Here is a 17,663-nt window from a genome sequence, read left to right on the forward strand (position 1 = left end):
ATGGAGAATAAATCAAAGGCGGTAATATATATGCTGCTATCATCACTATGTTTTTCATTTATGAATGTAATCATAAAAATTTCAGGAAGTATTCCTATGTTTGAAAGAATATTTTTTATGAATGCAGCAACGATTATATTTGTATGTATTGCAGCTAGAAAAAATAAAAGAAGCTTGTTTGGACAAAAACAAAGTCGTAAGTATTTAGTTATTAGAGCTTTATTTGGATATTTAGGATTAATAACAAATTTTTATTCTATATCAAAATTATTATTGGCTGATTCATCTATATTGAATAAATTATCACCATTTTTTGTAATAATATTTGCCTTTATATTTTTAAAGGAAAAACTTAAAAAACAGCAGATACCTATCTTAATATTAGTATTTTTAGGTGCGGTGTTAGTAGTAAAACCTCAATTTAGCTTAGAGATGTTACCAGCTTTTTCAGGGGTTTTGTCAGCAGTTTTTGGAGGAGCGGCCTATACTCTATTAAGGTTTTTAGGAAACAAAGAAGATCTTTTAACTATACTTTTTTATTTTTCGCTGGTATCATTGGTAGGAACACTACCTATAATGGCAATGAATTTTAAAGTTCCAACTTTAATACAAGCTATTACACTTATAGCTATAGGTTTAGTTTGGATAGGTGGACAAAGCTATATGACTCTTGCATATAAGTTTGCTCCAGCAGGAGAAATATCTATATATAGTTATGCTACTATAGTATTTTCCACAGTTTTAGGATTTGTAGTTTTAAAAGAATATCCTGATATATTAAGTTTTATGGGAGGAACTTTAATAATAGCAGCTGGAACTATAAATTATTATTATGGGAGAAGAACAATTAATATATAAATTACTTTTTATTAGGAGGTAAATAATGAACAATAAATCAAAAGCAGTAGTATATATGATTATATCAGCATTTTGTTTTGCTTTAATGGCAGCAATGGTAAAGTTAGCAGGAAATGATATTCCAATATTTGAAAAAGTGTTTTGTAGAAACTTAGTAAGTTTATTTATTGCATTTGGAGCTGTGAAAAACACACAGGGAAATTTATTTGGTAAAATGAAAAATCAAAAATATTTAATGGCAAGATCATTATGTGGACTCGCAGGGATGATAACATATTTTTATTCTATAAATAAATTGAATCTTGCAGATTCAGCTATGCTTAATAAATTATCACCATTTTTTGTAACAATATTTGCGTGTATGTTTTTGAAAGAAAAATTATCAAAAATTCAAATTCCCGCTATGATAGTAGTGTTTATTGCCGCACTTTTAATTATAAAACCTAAATTTGATTTAAGTATACTTCCGGCAGTAGTAGGATTTATTTCTGCCATAATTGCAGGGGGGGCATATACTTTAGTAAGGGTTTTAAAGGATAAAGAAAATCCTTCAGTTATAGTGTTTTATTTTTCGTTTGTTTCAGTAATAGGTACTTTGCCATTTGTAATTATGAATTACAAAATTCCAAATAGAGCTGAACTTATTTGTTTAATTCTTACAGGAGTATTTGCAGCTATAGCACAATTTGCACTTACTATTGCATATAAATATGCACCAGCTTCTGAAATAGCAATATATAATTATACCAATATAGTATTTTCAGCTATAATAGGATTCTTTATTTTTAAAGAAATGCCAGATGTTTTAAGCATAATTGGCGGAAGTATTGTAATCCTTGTGGCTGTTGTTGTATTTATTTATAATAGAACACAAAATAAAATAATATATAAAGAGGCATTGAAATAGAATAATGTATTAATAAAAGGTGTAGATATTTGATTATCTACACCTTTTATTGTCTCGTCATATAAGAAAAGTACGTCGCACTTTTCTCAGAGTATGAATAAAAAAGTATTAATTGCTCAATAATACATAAATGTAGATATATGTTATAAGGGAGGAATTATATGAAAGTAGGAATACCAAAAGGGCTTTTATACTATAAATATCATCCTTTTATAGAAACTTTTTTGCAAGAAATTGGTGCTGAAATTGTTGTTTCTGATGATACAAACAAAACAATACTTAATGAAGGGGTCAAACATTGTGTAGATGAAGCTTGTTTACCTGTTAAAATTTTTCATGGACATGTAGCAAGTATTAAAGATAAGTGTGATTTAATGGTTGTACCTAGAATTATGCGTATTAGGGATAAAGAATATATTTGTCCTAAGTTCTGTGGATTGCCTGAGATGATAAAAAATAGTATAGATAATATGCCGGAAATTACAGAAATACCGTTATATATAAATTCTCGAAAAAGTGTAGACAGATGGGTAAAAAAAATAGGTCATAAGGTAACTAAAAATACAAATTTAATTAACACAGCATATCAAAAAGCAATAAAGATTCAACAAAATTTTCAAAGTGGAATAAATGATAGCGATTATAAAATGAAAATTGCTTTATTGGGTCATCCTTATAATATATATGATAAATATGTAAATATGAATATAGTAGATAAGCTTCATGAATTTGGAATAGGGGTTATAACAGAAGAATTTGTAGAAGAAGAGTTGGTAGATTCTGAAGTGAAAAAGCTTTTTAAAAGACCATTTTGGAGTTTTGCAAGGAATTCATATGGAGCAGGAGCTTATCTTGCATTAAACCAAAAGGTGGATGGAATTATTTATATTTCTTCTTTTGCATGTGGTATAGATTCTGTAGTTATAGAACTTATAAAAAACAGGGTTAATGATTTTCCATATCTTGTTTTAAAGATAGATGAGCAGACTGGAGAAGCTGGATTTAATACTAGAATAGAAGCTTTTATAGATATGTTGGAGAGGAGGCAATTATTTGAAAGTAACGTTTCCACACATGGGGAATATATATCTTGCAGCTAAAATATTTTTTGATGAAATTGGAATAGATTATGTTATTCCACCAATTAACAATAAAACAGCTCTTGAAATAGGGGTTGCTTGCTCTCCAGAAGAAATATGTTTACCTTTCAAAATTATGATGGGAAATTATCTGCAAAGTATAGAACAAGGTGCCGATACTATACTTTTGGTGGGAAGTTGTGGTCCTTGTAGGTTTGGAGAGTACTGTGAATTACAAATCAATATTTTAAAAAAAATGGGCCATAACTTAAAATTCATAGTAATGGATTATCCAAAGGATATAGGTATAAAAGAATTGATGAAAAGAGGAAGTTATTTAATATCGGGAAGTTCAAAGAGTAAATCAGAAAAAACAATAGCTGGATTAAGAGCACTTAAAGCTATGAATTTAATAGATAAAATAGAAGAAAGAGCACATTATCTTGCTGGATATGAGATAAATAGAGGGGAATGCAAAAAGTTACTTAATGAATGTAAAAGAGAAGTGTTTAACACAAATAAGCCTATTAAAGCAGTTAAACTTTTAGAAAAGTATAAAAAGAAAATAGAAAATGTAAAAATTAATAAGGAAAAAGATCCATTAAAAGTAGCTATAATAGGAGAGATATATACAGTAATAGATGAATTCCCAAATTTAAACATAGAAGAAAAGCTTATGGATTATGGGGTGGTTTCTAAGAGAAGGCTTACACCAACCTGGTGGCTTAGAGATGCAACAATGAAAATTTTAAAAGCAAATTCTATTGATTTAAGATTAGCATCAAAAGAATATTTACCTTACTATATTGGTGGGCATGCTAGAGAATGTATAGGAGAAGCAATTATAGCTCATAGAGAAAATTTAGATGGAGCTATTCAAATATTTCCTATGGGATGTATGCCTGAAATTATAACAAAATCAATATTGCCTTCTATATCAAAAGATAAGAATTTTCCTATAATGAGCCTTGTTGTGGATGAGATGACAGGAGAAGGCGGCTATGTTACAAGAATTGAAGCTTTTTTAGATTTATTAGAAAGGAGAAAAGAACATGTATTATATGGGAGTTGATGTAGGATCTGTAAGCACAGATATAGTTCTTATAGATAATTCAATGAAAATTGTAGATAAAATATATTTGAGAACAAAAGGAAGACCTATAAAAGCAGTACAAAATGGATTAAGGATGTTTAAAGATAAGTATGATACAAAACAAATAGAAGCTGTAGGAACTACAGGAAGTGGAAGACATATTGCTGCAGCTTTAGTAGGGGCAGATGCAGTGAAAAACGAAATTACAGCTCATGCAGTTGCTGCTCTTACTGTAGATAAAGATGTGAAAACTATAATAGAGATTGGGGGTCAGGATTCAAAAATAATAACCTTAAAAGGTGGAGTAGTAACAGATTTTGCTATGAATACAGTATGTGCAGCAGGAACTGGATCTTTTCTTGATAGGCAAGCTGAAAGACTGGAAATTCCAATAGAAAAATTTGGAGAGTATGCTTTAAAATCTACTGTTCCGGTTAGAATTGCTGGAAGATGTGCTGTTTTTGCTGAATCTGATATGATACATAAACAGCAGCTAGGATATAATGAATCTGATATAATTATGGGGCTATGTGAAGCACTTGTAAGAAATTATCTTAGCAATGTAGGAAAAGGAAAAGAAATTCAACAAAAAGTATTTTTTCAAGGAGGAGTTGCTGCTAATACAGGTATCAGAAAAGCTTTTGAAGATTCATTAGGCTTTAAAGTTTATATTCCAGAAAATTACGATGTTATGGGTGCTATAGGATCAGCTATTATAGCAGCAGAAGGTGTTAAAAAAAGAGGAAAAACTAGTTTTAAAGGATTTGATATTGCAGATAGAGAATTTGTGTCACAGAGCTTTGAATGTAAAGGATGTCCTAATAGATGCGAGGTTGTAAATATAAAAGATGGATCCTCCGTAGTAGGATGCTTTGGCGATAGATGTGGCAAATGGAGTGAAAAAATGATTATTTAGTAATGTTTTTCAATTACGTTTACTTTATGCTATAATCATATTTGAATGTATTATTATAACAGAGAGTTTTGGAGGGTTGCAGCATGAGTGAACGTGCACAAATGCCCAGATATGTTAAGATAGCTGTTGATGTAGCATCTAGAATATACAAAGGGGATTTGCAGGAGGGAGATAAACTCAGGGGACGATCAATTTTAGCAAGTGAGTATAATGTTTCTCCTGAAACTATAAGGAAAGCAATGAAATTGCTTGAAGACAAATATGTAGTAGAAGTAAATAAGGGTAGTGGTATTTTAGTACAATCTACAAAAAATTCTTATGAATTTATAGAAAGTTTTAAAGACAAAGAAAATATAGGTATATTAAGAAATAATATAAGAAAATTATTTGAAGAAAGAAAAAAAATAGAAAAACAAATACAAGAAATAAATGAAAAAATAATAGAGTATTCATACAAGTTTAAGAGTTTAGACTTAATTGAACCTATAGAACTTCAAATTCCTAGTGAATGTCATATTTTAGGTAAGACCATAGGTGAGTGTCAATTTTGGCACAATACTGGAGCCACGATAATAGGCGTTAAGAGAGAAGAAAAAATCCTTGTTTCCCCAGGACCTTATCTAGAATTTAGAGAAGGTGATAAGATTTTAATTGTTGGGGATGAAGGGGTAATGCAGAGAATTGAAAATTATTTATAAGTAAATACATAATATTAAAAAGAACCATAAATATAGAGGTACCAATTCTATATTTATGGTTCTTTTTAATATTATAAGCTTTAAGTGTCGTATAAATGAAATAAAAGTAAAAAATAACAAATACATTTGACGACAAGCAACTTATGTGATAAACTAAAGTTGCTTGCAAAAACAACTTATATAATAAATACGAGTTGTTTGTAAAAAAATAACAATAAAAATTAAATAGTTTGATATATTATGCTAGTGTCAAAATCACATAAAAACTACATGATAGTAAAATGAGGGTAATACATAAATAAGGGAGGAATTCTATGATAAAGTTACAAAATGTAAAGAAATATTTTAAAAATAATAAAGTATTAAAAGGTGTTGATTTAGAGATAAATAAAGGTGAATTAGTTGTATTAATTGGTCCTAGTGGATGTGGAAAAACAACTACACTAAAAATGCTCAATAAGTTAATAAAACCAACATCAGGTAAAATTTTAATAAATGGTGAGGACATAGGGAAAAAAGATACCATTGATCTTAGAAGAAATATAGGCTATGTAATACAACAAACAGGTTTATTTCCACATATGACTGTAGGAGATAATATAGGTTTAATACCTTTTTTAAAAAAATGGACAGAAGATAAAATAAAAACAAGAACTTTTGAATTATTAGAGTTAGTAGGTATGAATCCAGAAGAATATATAGATAGATATCCAAATGAATTAAGTGGTGGTCAACAACAAAGAATAGGTGTTGCAAGAGCCTTTGCTACAAATCCTGAAATCATATTAATGGATGAACCTTTCAGTGCACTAGATCCTATAACAAGAAATCAACTTCAAGATGAATTATTTAATTTACAGCAGAAATTAAAAAAGACAATAGTTTTTGTTACTCATGACATGGATGAAGCTTTAAAATTAGGAGATAGAATATGCATTATGAAGGATGGTGTGATTCTTCAGTATGATACTCCTGAAGAACTTCTCAAAAATCCTGCACATGGATTTGTAGAAGAGTTTATAGGTAAAAATAGAATTTGGAATCAGCCAGAGTTTATAAAAGCTGAAGATATAGTAATAGAAAATCCAGTTAAAACAATAGGAAATAGAACAATATTGCAAGCTACTGAGATAATGCAGCAAAGACACGTAGATAGTATATTGATTGTAGATAGAGATAATAAACTAGATGGTATAGCTACATTGAAGGACATAAGAAAAAATAGAGATAAAAAAGTAACGCTTAATGACATAATGGAAAAGGATGTTGTTTCAGTAAATAAAGATGACTCTATTGTAGATGTTCTTAAAGTTATGAATGAAAAACAGGTTGGATATATACCAGTTGTTGATAATAGTCAAAAATTAATTGGGCTTATAACTAGAAGTAGCCTTATTAGTGTATTAAGCGAACAGTTCTTAGAAGAAGAGGAGGTGGCGGTATAGTTATGAAAGGATTCTTTGAATATTTTATGAGTAGAAGTGACCAGGTAGGACATTTATTAATACAGCATATAGGACTTACATTAGTTGCAGTTTTAGTAGCAGCATTGGTAGGAGTACCTCTTGGAATATTGATAACTAAAAAGAAAAGATTATCGGGTCCTATAATTGGAGCAACTAATATAATACAAGCTGTTCCTAGTTTAGCACTATTAGGATTCTTAATTCCATTTCTTGGAATAGGAAGTGCTCCGGCCGTAATTATGGTGTTCTTATACTCGTTATTACCTATAGTAAAGAACACATATATAGGACTTAAAAATATAAATCCAGATATGATTGAAGCATCAAAAGGTATGGGACTTACATCAGGTCAAACTCTTAGAATGGTACAAATACCATTAGCTTTACCAGTTATAATGGCTGGTATAAGAATAGCAGCTGTTACAGCTGTTGGTCTTATGACCATAGCAGCTTTTATAGGAGCAGGTGGACTTGGATATATGGTATTTACTGGAGTTCAAACAGTTAATAATAATATGGTTTTAGCAGGAGCAATACCTGCATGTATTCTTGCATTAATAATGGATTTTATTATTGGGAAAATAGAGAATGCGGTTGTTCCAGAAGGTATAAAATCAAAGAGTGCAAGAGTAAATAGTACAAAAATAAAAAGAAGAAGTTTTAGAAGAAGAGGTAATGGATTCAAAAAAACAGCAATAGCTACATCAGTGATTTTATGTATTGTTATGTTTACTGGAATAGCAGCAACTGAAAATATAAGCAGTAAAGATACAATTGTAATTGGTTCTAAAAATTATAACGAACAATTAATATTAGGTAATGTTTTAGCGGTGTTAATAGAAGAAAATACAGATTTAAAAGTAGAGAAAAAATTAAATTTAGGTGGTTCAAGTGTTACATGGGAAGCTTTAAAATCAGGAGATCTTGATATGTATATTGATTATACGGGAACAGGATTTGTAAGTATTATGAAAAGAGATTCTATAAATGATGCTGAAAAGGTATATGAAATTGTAAAAGATTACTTTAATAAGGAATATGATGTATCATGGTTAAAACCATTAGGTTTTAACAATACGTATGCTTTGGCAGTGAGAAAGGATACAGTTGAAAAATATAATATAGAGACTTTTTCAGATATTGCTAAAGTAAGTGATAAACTATTGCTAGGATGTACTATGGAATTTAGTGAGAGAGATGATGGCTATAAAGGATTACAGCATGCGTATAACATGAACTTTAAAGATGTAAAGGGAATAGATGGTGGACTAAGATATCAAGCCATAAATAATAAAGAATGTGATGTGGTGGATGCTTTTTCAACAGATGGACTTTTAAATGCTTTTAACCTACAAGTTTTAAAAGATGATAAAAACTTTTTCCCGCCGTATTATGCAGTACCTTTAGTTAGAAATGATACGCTTAAACTTCATCCTGAATTAAAGGAGTTGTTAAATAAATTAGAAGGAACACTAAATGATGAAGAAATGAGAAAGCTTAATTATAAAGTAGATAAAGAAGATAAAAGACCAGAAGATGTTGCAAGAGAATTTTTAAAAGATAAAGGGCTTATAAAATAAAGAATAAAAATTAATGTTTTGTTTGCAATAAAATTTGCATTTTAGATTTGGAGTTCTTAATTATGTGATTTTCTCAATTGTTTAATCTTCTAAATTAAAAAGATAAATTACAAAAGCCCTAAAATTATAAATATAATTTTAGGGCTAAACTTTTAAACTAGATTTTTTCTAACAACAAAACCAGTCAATGAATGAACAAGGATTACAACAACAATCATCACAACAGCAGTCATCACAGCAATTGTTACAACAATCGTTACAACAGCAATCATCACAACAATCATCACAGCAATTATTGCAACAGCAATCACAAGATTTATGATGTTTATGATGTTTGTGGTGCTTAGGATGTTTTTTGCAATCACAGCAATCACAACAGTCACAGCATTTATTACAACCGCAATTATTTAGAAAACCACAACAATTATTTAAGAATCCGCAACTATTTCCGCAACTATTTCCACAACCATATCCATAACTACGTCCACGACCACAGCCACATTTTATAAAAAATAGTAAAAGTATTACAGCGGCTCTTCCCATACTAAAATCACCTCCATGAATAAAGAAATAAAGCTTGTCTGATGAAAAAGGGAGGGTGGATTTAATATATTATATTAATTAAAACATAAAATTGTTAATATAATATATTTATTTTATATTGACATAGTAAGAATATATGGTATAATCGAACGTAATAAATTAATCAGAATTATTTGATATTAATGTTTATATATATTGATTTGGAGGAAAAATAAATGGGAAAACTTGTTGGAAAGGGAATGGCAGAACAATTTTATTTTTATTTTAGCTTGAGCTTTTATTTTAGCGCTAGCTTTTTGACATACAAAAAAATAAAAAATTCTGTTTCTAATGAGTTATGTACTATATAAAATTAATATATTAATTTTTAGTGAATATAAATTTTATATATTGATAAAAATATTAAAAAAGACTCATTATGAGTCTTCTTTTTTTATAAAAAAATAATAAATTAGGGGGCTATTTTATGATAATTGTTATGAAAACAGAAGCATCAAAGGAAAGTGTTAAAAAATTAAGAGAACAATTAAAACAAAAAGGTATTATTGTTAATGTTTGGGAGGGGCATAAATACTGTGTACTTGGATTGCTTGGTGATACAAGTTCAATTAATCCAAGTCAAATAGAAGCAAACCAAGAGGTAGAAAAAGTATTACATGTACAAGAACCATATAAAAAAGCAAATAGGCTTTTCCATCCTGAGGAAACTATAGTATCTGTTAGAGATAGACTTATTGGAGGAGATAAACTTGCTATAATAGCTGGACCGTGTTCGGTTGAAAGTGAGGAACAAATAATAGGAATTGCAGAAAAAATTAAAAAATCAGGAGCTAATTTTCTAAGAGGAGGAGCTTTTAAACCAAGAACATCTCCATATAGTTTCCAAGGATTAAAAGAAGAAGGATTAGAAATATTGAAGGCAGCAAGAGAAAAAACAGGATTACCTATAGTTACTGAAATTATGTCACCAAACTTAGTAGAAAGATTTGTTGAGGATGTTGATGTAATACAAGTAGGAGCAAGAAATATGCAAAATTTTGATCTTTTAAAAGAGCTTGGAAAAACTAAAAAGCCTATTTTGTTGAAAAGAGGTTTATCAGCAACTATTGAGGAACTTTTAATGTCAGCAGAATACATAATGGCTGGAGGAAATGAAAATGTAATTCTTTGTGAAAGAGGAATTAGAACCTTTGAAACATATACAAGAAATACATTGGATTTAAGTGCTGTTCCTGTAATAAAAAAATTAAGTCATTTACCGGTAATCATTGATCCAAGTCATGCTGGAGGAATGTGGTGGCTTGTAGAACCTTTAGCTAAAGCTGCAATTGCAGTTGGAGCAGATGGGCTTATGATAGAAGTTCATAATGATCCTGTAAATGCAAAAAGTGATGGAGCTCAATCTTTAAAGCCAGAAAGATTTGATTCATTAATGGAAACTTTAAGAGGGGTTGCAGAAGCTGTGGATAAAGAACTCTAATGGAGGGATGCATGTGGAAAACTTAAATATTAATATTACTATTGTTGGATTAGGACTAATTGGAGGGTCTTTCGCCATGGCACTAAAGGAATTAAATCCTAAAAATATATATGCTGTGGATATAGATGAAGCTGCTTTATGCAAAGCAGAAAATATGAAAATTATAGATAAAGGCTATACGAATGCAGAAATTCCATTAAAGTGTTCTGACTTAGTAATAATATGCTTGTATCCTAAGTTAGTTAAAAAGTTCATTAAAGATAATATTGAAAATTTTAAACATAAAGCTATCATTACAGATGTTACAGGAATTAAAAAAGTGATGATATATGAAATAAATGAAACGCTAAGAAAGGACTTGGATTTTGTATTTGGGCACCCAATGGCAGGACGTGAACAGAAGGGACTTGAATATTCTTCAAAACAGGTATTTAAAGGAGCAAATTATATAATAACACCAACTGAAAGAAATCAAGAGAAAAATGTAAAATTTATAGAAGATGTAGTATATGGTATAGGCTTTAAGAATATAACAAAAATTACTCCTGAACAGCATGATAAGATTATAGGATTTACAAGTCAACTGCCTCATGTTATAGCTGTTTCTTTGGTTAATAGCGATAATTTAAATTTAAATACAGGAAAATTTACAGGAGACAGTTATAGAGAACTTACAAGAATTGCTCAGATAAATTCTCAGTTGTGGACAGAACTTTTTATGGATAATAGTGAAAATTTGGTTAAAGAGATTGAAATTTTTGAGAAAAATATTAATGCTGTGAAAAATGCTATAATAAATCAGGATAACGACTTACTTATGACACTTTTAGAAAAGGCAAGCGTGAAAAGAAAGGGGATGTCCTAATTTGAAGGAACTTAGAGTAAATCTTTGTGAAAATAGCTATGCCATTTATATAAAAAAAGGATTATTTAATTATATAGGTGAAGAAATAAAAAAAATATATAATAACAAAAAAGTAGTTATAATAACAGATGAAAATGTGGATAAATTTTATGGAAAAATAATAAAGAGTAACTTGGAAAAAAATGATTTTAATGTGTATAAAATAGTGCTTAAACCAGGTGAAAAAACTAAGTCGGTAGATGAACTATTAAAAATTTATGATAAATTATTAGATTTCGGGGTTACAAGAGAAGATTTAATAATTACTCTTGGTGGAGGAGTAATTGGAGACTTGGGCGGATTTGCAGCAGCTACACTCTTTAGAGGAATTCATTTTGTGCAAGTACCAACTTCACTTTTAGCTCAAATAGATAGCAGTATAGGTGGTAAAGTTGCAGTAGATTTACCAAGAGGTAAAAATTTAGTAGGAAGTTTTTATCATCCCAAGGCTGTATTTATAGACCCTAATATGCTAAAAACATTGGAAAAAAGATTTTTATACGATGGAATGGCAGAAGTAATAAAGTATGGATGTATAAGGGATAAAAAGTTGTTTAATGATTTATTGAAATACAATTCAGAAGAAGAATTGTTTAATAACTTAGAAGACATAATATATACTTGCTGTAGTATAAAAAAAGAAATTGTTGAAAAGGATGAAAAAGATACTGGAGAGAGAATGATTTTAAATTTTGGACATACCATAGGCCATGCTATAGAGAAGTATTTTAATTTTGAAAAATATACTCATGGAGAAGCGGTAGCTCTTGGAATGTATGAGATAACTAAAAAAAGCGAAAAAATGGGTATAACAGATAAAGGAGCACTACAGCTTTTAAAGAAAATACTTGTTCAATACCAATTAGAATATGAAATTAATTTAGAGAATAAGGAAAAAATATTAGAAGCTATATCTTTAGATAAGAAAAATAAAGGAGAATTTATGAATGTAGTTCTTCTTAAAAAAATAGGAGAAGGATTTATTAAAGAGATAAAAAGAGAAGAAATGATTAACTTTATTTAATAACTCAACTTTCGCATTTGAAAAGTAAAAGCTGGGATAAATTATTTATCTTCGCTTAAGCTTAATTTTAAATTGCGAAAGTTGAATTAATTAAAAAATACTGGGGAGGTAGCTAATAACATGGATTGTGTGAAGATAACACCTTCAAATTTAGAAGGTACAGTAAAAATACCACCTTCAAAAAGTTTAGCACATAGAGCGGTGATTTGTGCTGGGTTGGCTGAAGGAGAAAGTATTATAGACAATATTGTATTTTCAGATGATATTACTGCTACTACTAATGCTATGAAAAATTTAGGGGTTATTGTAAATAGACAAAATTTAATGGAAATAGATAAGAACGAAGATAATAGAGAAACCTTAAAAGTTAAAGGAAGAAAAGACTTGAAACTATTAAAAGATAGTATTGATTGTATAGAATCAGGGTCTACTTTAAGATTTTTAATTCCTATAGCTTTGTTAACAGAAGAAGAAGTAACATTTAAAGGAAGAGGAAAACTTGTATCTCGTCCTTTAGATATATATTATGAAATATTTCAAAAGCAGGATATAAGATATAAAAATAATAATGGAGAGCTTCCATTGAAGGCAAAAGGCAAGCTTAAGCCTGATGTTTTTGAATTAAAGGGTAATGTTAGTTCTCAATTTATAAGTGGTCTTTTATTTGTACTTCCACTTTTAGATAACGATTCTAAAATAATAATGACAACAGAGTTGGAATCAAAAGGATACGTTGATTTAACAATAGATATGTTATATAAATTTGGAGTGGAAATAGAAAATAAAGATTATAAACAGTTTTATATTAAAGGAAATCAAAAATATGAAAATAGAAATTATAGAGTTGAGGGGGATTTTTCTCAAGCTGCTTTTTGGATCGTAGCTGGTATATTAGGGTCTAATATAAAATGTGAAGATTTAAGTATTGACTCCCTTCAAGGAGATAAGGCTATATTGGATATAGTAAAGAAAATGGGAGCGAATATTTCAATAACTGATGAACATATTGAAGTTAAAAATTCAAAAACAAAAGGAATTGTTATTGATGCTTCGGAATGTCCTGATATTATTCCAGTACTTACAGTACTTGCAGCGGTAAGTGAAGGTACTACAAAAGTAATTAATGCTGAAAGGCTTCGTATAAAAGAGTGTGATAGATTAAAAGCTATAGCTGAAGAATTAAATAAGATAGGAGCAGACGTAAAAGAGTTAGAGGACAGCTTAATAATTAAAGGTAAAGAAAGTTTGAGAGGTGGAACAGTTGATAGCTGGAATGATCATAGAATAGCAATGGCGATGGCTGTAGCTTCAGTAAAATGTAAAGAACCTCTTACAATAACTAATAGCAATGCTGTTAAAAAATCTTATCCACAGTTTTGGAATGATTTTTCAATGTTAGGAGGAAAGATAGATGAGTGGAGTATGGGGCAATAATATAAAACTATCCATTTTTGGTGAATCTCATGGCAAGGGTATAGGAATAACTATAGATGGTTTGAAACCAGGTATAGAAATAAATCTAGAAGATATAAATAAGGAAATGAAAAGAAGGGCACCAGGAAAAAATAAATTGTCCACTCCAAGAAAAGAAAAGGATGAGTTTGAAATTTTAAGTGGATATTTTAATAATAAAACTACTGGTACTCCACTATGTGCATTTATTAAGAATAGTAATCAACACTCAAAAGATTACGAAAAAACAAAGAATTTTATGCGTCCAGGGCATGCGGATTATACTGGTAAAATTAGATACGATGGTTTTAATGATTATAGAGGAGGAGGACATTTTTCAGGTAGACTTACTGCTCCTCTTGTTTTTGCTGGTGCTGTAGCAAAACAGATTTTAAAGAAGAAAGGTATTATAATTGGGAGTCATATAAAGAGCATAGGAAATATAGAAGAAGGGTATTTTGATGAAGTTAATATAAATCAACAAATATTAGAAGAACTTAAAAATAAAGAATTTGCTGTTATGGATGATAAAAAAGGATTAGAAATGCAAAAAAAAATATTAAGAGCTAAGGAGAACATGGATTCTGTTGGAGGCGTGATTGAATGTGCTGTTTTAGATTTGCCCCAAGGGATAGGATCACCGTTTTTTTATTCAATAGAAAGTGTGCTATCGCATCTTTTATTTTCAGTACCAGCTGTAAAAGGTGTGGAATTTGGAGCAGGTTTTAATATTGCGCAAATGAAAGGTTCAGAAGCTAATGATGAATTTTACATAGAGAATAATAATGTAAAAACTTATACCAATAATAATGGAGGAATTTTAGGCGGAATAACAAATGGAATGCCTTTAATTTTTAGGGCAGCATTTAAGCCAACACCATCTATTGGAAAATCTCAAAGAACAATAAACGTTGAAACAAATGAAAATACTACAATTGAAGTAGAGGGTAGACACGATCCTTGTATTGTTCAAAGAGCTGTACCAGTTGTTGAAGCAGTAGCAGCAATAGGGATTTTAGAATGTATTGAGAGTTAAGAATTAAGCTTTGCTTAATTCATTTTTTCAATTGTTAATTGTTAAATCTTCATTGTTAACTGTAATTAGGAGGGCAAAGTATGAATGAACTAGAAAAATTAAGAGAAGAAATAAATCAAATAGATAAACAGTTAACAGAGCTGTTTGAGAAAAGAATGAATACAGTATTAAAGGTTGCTCAGTATAAAAAAGAAAACAATATTCCTATACTAAATAAAAATAGAGAAGAACAGGTTATAAATAGAAACAATTCATATTTAGAAAACAAAGATTTTGAAACAGCTACAGCTGAGTTTTTTAAAGATGTTATGAGCATTAGTAGAAGACTTCAGGCAAAAAATTTATATGAATTTAATTATGAGGAAAATAATAATTCTAATTTAGAATATGAATTATATAAAAAGTTATATAGTCTTCCTAAAAAAGATAATGTAAAGGTTGGGTTTCAAGGGGTTAATGGTTCTTTCAGTGAACAAGCTTTACAGAAGTATTTTGGAGATAAAGTAAGTACATATAATGTAGCTGAATTTGAAGATGTGTTTAAAGCTTTGCAAAATAGTGAAATCGATTATGGTATTCTTCCTATAGAGAACTCTTCAACAGGGGGAATATCAGAAATATATGATTTCTTGCGAAAATATGGTTTTTTTATTGTTGGTGAAACCTGTGTAGAGGTTAATCATAATTTATTAGGTGTAAAGGGAGCTAAATGTGAGGATATAATGGAAGTTTATTCACATCCCCAAGCATTTGAACAGTCTAAGGAATTTTTGCACCAATATTCACAGTGGAAACTTATACCTCATTATAATACAGCAATAAGTGCTAAATATGTAAAAGATAAAGCGTGCAAAAGTATGGGGGCTATAGGAAGTAAAAAAGCTGCAGAATTATATGATTTAGAAATAATTGAAAGTGATATAAATTACAATACTAATAATTATACTAGATTTATAATAATAGGTAAAAATTTAGAGTTTCAAGAAAATCATAATAAAATTAGTATTACGCTTTCTCTTCCACACAAAGCAGGAGAATTATATAATATTTTAAGTGTTTTTGCTGAAAATAATTTAAGTATGTTAAAAATAGAATCACGACCTATTTTAAACAAACCTTGGGAGTATTTCTTTTATATAGATTTTAAAGGTAACTTAAGTGAAAAAGGTGTAAAAGAAGCAATTAAATTAATAAATAATAATAGCCATGAGTTTAAATTGCTTGGAAATTATAAAGCTTATTTAATAGAAGAATAGTTATGTTTAATAAAAAAGAAGGTGAATTATTTGAAAGAGCTGTATGGATTATTAGGAGAAAAGCTTGGTCATAGTTTTTCTCCTAAGATACATTTTTCTATATTTGAAAAGTTAAATTTGGAAGGTTATTATCATTTGTTTGAAGTGAAAAATAAAAAGTTAAAAGAAGCAGTTGATGGATTTAAAGCTCTTAATGTAAAAGGGGTAAATGTTACTATACCTTATAAAGTTAAGATAATTAAATATTTAGATGAAACTTCAAGGGAAGCAAAAGCTATTGGTGCTGTAAATACATTATGCTTTAAACAAGACAAGATAATTGGGTATAATACTGATTATTACGGATTTGGAATGATGCTTGAGAAATTTAATGTGGATGTTAAAAATAAAAATGTAGTTATATTAGGAACTGGAGGTGCTGCAAAAGCAGTTGTTCAATATATTTTGGATAATGGAGCAAGAAATATCATATTTGTAAGCAGAGATATAAATAAAGTAACAAAGCAATTTAATAAATTTAAAATAATACAATATGATCAAATAAAATATTTAAGTGAACAGGATATTGTTATAAATTGTACGCCAGTAGGAATGTATCCACAAGTTGAAAATTCTCCTATGGATAAAGAGATGATATCAAAGTTTAAGACGGCTGTGGATTTAATTTATAATCCTCAAGAAACATTGTTTTTAAAACAGGCAAGAGATCAAGGATTAAAAGCTATAAATGGATTATATATGCTTGTTGGTCAAGCGGTAAAAGCACAAGAGTTGTGGAATGATTTAAAAATAGATGCTAAGATTGTGGATAAAATTTATCAAGGGGTTGAAAAAGGTAAATGAAGTTAAATAAAAACATAGTATTAATAGGAATGCCTGGATGTGGAAAAAGTACTATAGGAAAAGAGCTAGCTAAAGAATTTAATATGAATTTTTGTGATATAGATGAGTATATAGTTGAAAAAACAGGGGAAAGTATTCCTGAGATTTTTAAAAATGGAGAGGCACAATTTAGACAAATTGAAAGTGAAGCTGTCAATGAAGTGAGCAAAAGATATCCTCAAATTATAGCCACTGGTGGTGGTGTGGTTAAAAATTCTGAAAATATAAAAGTGTTACAATATAATGGAATTATTATTTTTATCAACAGATCTATCCAAAAGATATTCACAGATGTGGATATCTTTAGCCGTCCATTGTTGATAAGTGGAAAAGAAAAGTTATATAAACTTTATGATGAAAGATATCATTTATATGAAAAGTATTGTGATTATGAAGTAATAAATGATGGAAGTGTTAAAGACGCCAAGGAAAAAATTATATCACATTTAAAAGAATTTTAAAATATAAAAAATATAATTTGTAAGAAAG

The 17,663-nt window shown here is 29.2% G+C and carries 18 protein-coding genes; 17 read left to right on the forward strand and 1 reads right to left on the reverse strand.

The window, feature by feature from the left end:
* The 8 genes from OW763_RS11635 to OW763_RS11670 all read left to right on the forward strand — a co-directional run bounded on the left by OW763_RS11635 (nt 1) and on the right by OW763_RS11670 (nt 8,597).
* Entirely contained in the window at nt 1-858 is an 858-nt protein-coding gene (locus OW763_RS11635) for a DMT family transporter (RefSeq protein ID WP_268041311.1), read from the forward strand.
* Between the two features lie 25 nt (nt 859-883).
* Entirely contained in the window at nt 884-1,765 is an 882-nt protein-coding gene (locus OW763_RS11640; protein WP_268041312.1) for a DMT family transporter, read from the forward strand.
* A gap of 161 nt (nt 1,766-1,926) precedes the next feature.
* Nucleotides 1,927-2,865: an acyl-CoA dehydratase activase-related protein gene (locus OW763_RS11645; protein ID WP_268041313.1), complete on the forward strand. Its 939-nt coding sequence runs from the start codon at nt 1,927-1,929 to the stop codon at nt 2,863-2,865.
* Nucleotides 2,819-3,916 carry an acyl-CoA dehydratase activase-related protein gene (locus tag OW763_RS11650; protein ID WP_268041314.1) on the forward strand — a complete coding sequence of 366 codons (1,098 nt, stop codon included), beginning with the start codon at nt 2,819-2,821 and terminating at the stop codon, nt 3,914-3,916. Before OW763_RS11645 ends, OW763_RS11650 begins: the two co-directional genes overlap by 47 nt.
* Nucleotides 3,897-4,853 (forward strand): acyl-CoA dehydratase activase, encoded by a 957-nt coding sequence (locus OW763_RS11655; RefSeq protein WP_268041315.1) that lies wholly within the window; start codon nt 3,897-3,899, stop codon nt 4,851-4,853. The genes OW763_RS11650 and OW763_RS11655 overlap by 20 nt, the downstream gene beginning before the upstream one ends.
* An 83-nt stretch (nt 4,854-4,936) precedes the next feature.
* Nucleotides 4,937-5,551: a GntR family transcriptional regulator gene (locus OW763_RS11660; protein WP_268041316.1), complete on the forward strand. Its 615-nt coding sequence runs from the start codon at nt 4,937-4,939 to the stop codon at nt 5,549-5,551.
* 314 nt (nt 5,552-5,865) lie between these two features.
* Complete coding sequence (locus OW763_RS11665; protein ID WP_268041317.1) at nt 5,866-6,996, forward strand: betaine/proline/choline family ABC transporter ATP-binding protein; 1,131 nt, start codon at nt 5,866-5,868, stop codon at nt 6,994-6,996.
* A 2-nt stretch (nt 6,997-6,998) separates the two neighbouring features.
* Nucleotides 6,999-8,597 carry an ABC transporter permease/substrate-binding protein gene (locus tag OW763_RS11670; RefSeq protein WP_268041318.1) on the forward strand — a complete coding sequence of 533 codons (1,599 nt, stop codon included), beginning with the start codon at nt 6,999-7,001 and terminating at the stop codon, nt 8,595-8,597.
* Nucleotides 8,598-8,765: 168 nt separating this feature from the next.
* Here the strand turns inward: OW763_RS11670 and OW763_RS11675 are convergent, their stop codons facing one another.
* Nucleotides 8,766-9,140: a hypothetical protein gene (locus tag OW763_RS11675; protein ID WP_268041319.1), complete on the reverse strand. Its 375-nt coding sequence runs from the start codon at nt 9,138-9,140 to the stop codon at nt 8,766-8,768.
* A gap of 215 nt (nt 9,141-9,355) precedes the next feature.
* On the opposite strand from OW763_RS11675, the gene OW763_RS11680 reads away from it, so the two are divergent.
* The 9 genes from OW763_RS11680 (at nt 9,356) to OW763_RS11720 (ending at nt 17,635) form a co-directional block, all read left to right on the forward strand.
* Nucleotides 9,356-9,490 (forward strand): hypothetical protein, encoded by a 135-nt coding sequence (locus OW763_RS11680; RefSeq protein WP_268041320.1) that lies wholly within the window; start codon nt 9,356-9,358, stop codon nt 9,488-9,490.
* Between the two features lie 116 nt (nt 9,491-9,606).
* Nucleotides 9,607-10,620 (forward strand): 3-deoxy-7-phosphoheptulonate synthase, encoded by a 1,014-nt coding sequence (gene aroF, locus OW763_RS11685; RefSeq protein WP_268041321.1) that lies wholly within the window; start codon nt 9,607-9,609, stop codon nt 10,618-10,620.
* A gap of 28 nt (nt 10,621-10,648) precedes the next feature.
* Nucleotides 10,649-11,485 (forward strand): prephenate dehydrogenase, encoded by an 837-nt coding sequence (locus tag OW763_RS11690; RefSeq protein WP_268041349.1) that lies wholly within the window; start codon nt 10,649-10,651, stop codon nt 11,483-11,485.
* A gap of 1 nt (nt 11,486) precedes the next feature.
* Entirely contained in the window at nt 11,487-12,548 is a 1,062-nt protein-coding gene (aroB, locus tag OW763_RS11695) for a 3-dehydroquinate synthase (protein ID WP_268041322.1), read from the forward strand.
* A 120-nt stretch (nt 12,549-12,668) separates the two neighbouring features.
* Nucleotides 12,669-13,982 (forward strand): 3-phosphoshikimate 1-carboxyvinyltransferase, encoded by a 1,314-nt coding sequence (aroA, locus tag OW763_RS11700; RefSeq protein ID WP_268041323.1) that lies wholly within the window; start codon nt 12,669-12,671, stop codon nt 13,980-13,982.
* Nucleotides 13,960-15,036 (forward strand): chorismate synthase, encoded by a 1,077-nt coding sequence (gene aroC / locus OW763_RS11705; RefSeq protein ID WP_268041324.1) that lies wholly within the window; start codon nt 13,960-13,962, stop codon nt 15,034-15,036. The genes aroA and aroC overlap by 23 nt, the downstream gene beginning before the upstream one ends.
* Nucleotides 15,037-15,116: 80 nt before the next feature.
* Nucleotides 15,117-16,292, forward strand: coding sequence for a prephenate dehydratase (pheA, locus tag OW763_RS11710; RefSeq protein WP_268041325.1), 1,176 nt, complete (start codon nt 15,117-15,119; stop codon nt 16,290-16,292).
* Nucleotides 16,293-16,322: 30 nt separating this feature from the next.
* Nucleotides 16,323-17,135 (forward strand): shikimate dehydrogenase, encoded by an 813-nt coding sequence (gene aroE / locus OW763_RS11715; RefSeq protein WP_268041326.1) that lies wholly within the window; start codon nt 16,323-16,325, stop codon nt 17,133-17,135.
* A complete protein-coding gene (locus tag OW763_RS11720; RefSeq protein ID WP_268041327.1) occupies nt 17,132-17,635 on the forward strand; it encodes a shikimate kinase in 504 nt (167 codons plus the stop codon). Before aroE ends, OW763_RS11720 begins: the two co-directional genes overlap by 4 nt.
* The last annotated feature ends 28 nt before the right edge of the window (nt 17,636-17,663 follow it).

This window comes from Clostridium aestuarii, from assembly GCF_026735135.1.
Lineage (GTDB): Bacteria > Bacillota > Clostridia > Clostridiales > Clostridiaceae > Clostridium_H > Clostridium_H aestuarii.

Bases quoted from the DNA above. Each gene is read 5' to 3' on its own strand.
- OW763_RS11645 (WP_268041313.1), top strand. From the start codon at position 1,927: ATGAAAGTAGGAATACCAAAAGGGCTTTTATACTATAAATATCATCCT.
- OW763_RS11720 (WP_268041327.1), top strand. From the start codon at position 17,132: ATGAAGTTAAATAAAAACATAGTATTAATAGGAATGCCTGGATGTGGA.
- aroF (WP_268041321.1), top strand. From the start codon at position 9,607: ATGATAATTGTTATGAAAACAGAAGCATCAAAGGAAAGTGTTAAAAAA.
- OW763_RS11640 (WP_268041312.1), top strand. From the start codon at position 884: ATGAACAATAAATCAAAAGCAGTAGTATATATGATTATATCAGCATTT.
- OW763_RS11670 (WP_268041318.1), top strand. From the start codon at position 6,999: ATGAAAGGATTCTTTGAATATTTTATGAGTAGAAGTGACCAGGTAGGA.
- pheA (WP_268041325.1), top strand. From the start codon at position 15,117: ATGAATGAACTAGAAAAATTAAGAGAAGAAATAAATCAAATAGATAAA.
- OW763_RS11635 (WP_268041311.1), top strand. From the start codon at position 1: ATGGAGAATAAATCAAAGGCGGTAATATATATGCTGCTATCATCACTA.
- OW763_RS11675 (WP_268041319.1), bottom strand. From the start codon at position 9,140: ATGGGAAGAGCCGCTGTAATACTTTTACTATTTTTTATAAAATGTGGC.
- OW763_RS11660 (WP_268041316.1), top strand. From the start codon at position 4,937: ATGAGTGAACGTGCACAAATGCCCAGATATGTTAAGATAGCTGTTGAT.
- OW763_RS11665 (WP_268041317.1), top strand. From the start codon at position 5,866: ATGATAAAGTTACAAAATGTAAAGAAATATTTTAAAAATAATAAAGTA.
- aroA (WP_268041323.1), top strand. From the start codon at position 12,669: ATGGATTGTGTGAAGATAACACCTTCAAATTTAGAAGGTACAGTAAAA.
- aroC (WP_268041324.1), top strand. From the start codon at position 13,960: ATGAGTGGAGTATGGGGCAATAATATAAAACTATCCATTTTTGGTGAA.
- OW763_RS11655 (WP_268041315.1), top strand. From the start codon at position 3,897: ATGTATTATATGGGAGTTGATGTAGGATCTGTAAGCACAGATATAGTT.
- OW763_RS11680 (WP_268041320.1), top strand. From the start codon at position 9,356: ATGGGAAAACTTGTTGGAAAGGGAATGGCAGAACAATTTTATTTTTAT.